The sequence below is a fragment of the Streptomyces hokutonensis genome (assembly GCF_042751305.1).
GTDB lineage: Bacteria > Actinomycetota > Actinomycetes > Streptomycetales > Streptomycetaceae > Streptomyces > Streptomyces hokutonensis_A.
In genome coordinates this window covers 105,585-107,900 of record NZ_JBHYWD010000028.1, presented here as the reverse complement: position 1 = coordinate 107,900, position 2,316 = coordinate 105,585, and the positions used below count along the sequence as shown (strand labels likewise).

2 protein-coding genes are annotated in these 2,316 nt (G+C 71.3%); both read right to left on the bottom strand.

The genetic code is table 11. From position 1 onward, the window contains the following. Nucleotides 1-230 precede the first annotated feature (230 nt). Nucleotides 231-746 carry a nuclear transport factor 2 family protein gene (locus ACFXC1_RS44305; protein WP_381254255.1) on the bottom strand — a complete coding sequence of 172 codons (516 nt, stop codon included), beginning with the start codon at nucleotides 744-746 and terminating at the stop codon, nucleotides 231-233. Beyond that, a complete protein-coding gene (locus ACFXC1_RS44300) occupies nucleotides 743-2,098 on the bottom strand; it encodes an acyl-CoA dehydrogenase family protein (protein WP_381254253.1) in 1,356 nt (451 codons plus the stop codon). The genes ACFXC1_RS44305 and ACFXC1_RS44300 overlap by 4 nt, the downstream gene beginning before the upstream one ends. Nucleotides 2,099-2,316 lie beyond the last annotated feature (218 nt).

Genomic DNA, 2,316 nt, shown 5'->3' with positions numbered 1-2,316 from the left:
CGTCGGCGTTAACCCCCGCGCGGGGGGGGGGGCGGGGGGGGGGGGGTGGGGGGGGGGGGGGGGGGGGGCGTGCTCGCGCGGGTGGGGGGGGGGCCCTACAACGGCCTGGCCTCCCTCGCCCCCGCCATGCGTCACCGCGCGGTTGCACCCCCGCCGCGCGGACGGGGCGTGGGCGGCGCGGCGGGAGCGGGTGCCACGGCGACGATCTGTGACGGTGCCGGATTCGCCGCTCAGGTCCCCGGCAGCGGCGCGGCCATCTTGCGGAAGGCGCTCCAGTGCTCGGCGAGCTTGCCGTCACGCACGCGGAACACCGTGACGATGTACCAGTCGTAGGTCTTGCCGGGGCTTTCCGGGTCCGGCGTCGGCTGCTTCATCATCACGCAGGCCAGATCGCCGTCCAGGACCACGCTCACCACCGGCGGCGGAGTGCCGGCGCCGGTCGGGACGTGGCGGAAGTGCTCGATGATGTTGTCCCGGCCGTTGCCGGGGGCGTTCGGGTCGTGCTGGACGTAGTCCTCGACGATGTACCGCTTCATCACGTCGACGACGTTCTCCTGCACGGTGCCGTCGCGCACCATGCGCGCGAGGTCCGCCTCGAAGTCGACCAGCAGACGCTTGACGGCGGTCCGCTCGGGTGTGTCGGCCTGGGCGACGGCCGCCTTGTAGTCCTCGCGGTCGAGCCAGGTCTCGTACAGCTCGGGGTCGTTGATGTGGGCGATGCTGTCGATGATGCTGAAGTCGTTCATGCGCGGACGGTCTCCTTGTCTCGGGACGGGTCTGTCGAGGCGCGGCGCTCGGGGACGGCGCCGCCGATCATGGCGAAGGGGGCCAGGCCGAGGAGCCGGCGTCCGTTCTGCTCCGCCAGCGGGTCGATGCGGATCGCGCCGTGCGAGGTGAGCACGCGGGCGTCGCGGACGAACCGCTGGATCGGGTTGGACAGGCTCACCGTGGACGAACCGATCGTCTTCTGCAGGAGGTTGATCGCGTCCTCGCACAGGTTCGCCGCGTAGGCGATGGAGAGGCTGATCTCGGACTCCTCCGGCGGGGTGAAGTCGAGTCCTTCGGCGGTCCGCGCGTCGATCTGGTCGGCCGCGCCCTCGATCGTCGCGGCGGCCACGTTGATCATCGCGAGGGCCTTGCCCGCCGCGACCTGGGCGGACGCCATGTCGCCGATCGTGGGGTAGGGCAGGGTGAAGGGCTTGCGCTTGTTCGCCTGCTCGGTGAAGCAGTCGAGCGCGCCCCGGGCCATGCCCAGGGTGATCGCGAGGTTCGCGAGCGTCGCGCAGAGCAGCAGTGCCAGGCCGCGCTGCCCGTAGCCGAAGCCCGTGTAGCGGTCGTGCAACTGCTGCAGCCGCAGCGGGAATTCACCGAGGTCGATGAAGCGGTGCGCCGGGACGAACACCTCGTCCTGCACGCGAAGGCTGTTGCTGGACGATCCCGACAGACCCATGACGTCCCAGTCGTCGAGGATCTCGTACTGCTCACGGCGGACCGCGACCATGCCGCGTCCGCTCCCTCCGGCTTCGGCAGGGTCGTACTCGATGCCGACCAGGGCCCAGCTCGCGTGCTTGCAGCAGCTGCCGAACGCCCACTTGCCCTGCACCATCCAGCCGCCCTCGACGGCCCGGGCAGAGCCGACCTTGGTCGCGAAGACGGACGCGCCCACGATGGCCGGCCCGACCCAGTCCGCCGTCTCGGCGCGCACCTCGTCGACCACCTGCGCATCCATCGCGAGCACGTTCTTCACGCCCACGCCGACGAACCCGGCCCACCCGGCGGAGCCGTCGCCCTCGCTCAGCGCGGCGATCACCTCGACCAGGTCCCGTGCGCCGAGCCCGTACCCGCCCCACTCGACGGGCATGGACATCCGAAAGACACCGGCGTCATTGAGCGCTTCGAGCACCTCGGGGGTGAGTGCCCCGATCTTCTCTCCCTCGCGGGCCTGAGAGCGGATCAGCGGGATGAGCCCGCGCACACGGTCGCGGATCCGGCGGCCCTCGTCGGTGATCCACGGGGAGACCACGGGTGAGGCGGGCGGCGGGGGTGGCATCGGCGGCAGTTGGCCGTCAAAGGCGGGCGGTGGGGGGGTTGCAGTCATCAAAACACCATGATTTCTCTTACATGTACTGAACAGTTCAGTGCATTCTGTAGATGTGAACGTGAACAGGACGGGAAAATGGAGCACGAGATCGCCAGGAGGCGTCGGCTCAACCCAGTGGGGAGGGCGGGGCGGGGGGGGGGGGGGGGGGGGGCCCCGCCGGCCCGGGCCGCCGGGGGCGGCGGGGGGGGTGGGGGGGGGGGGGCGGCGTGGGGGGC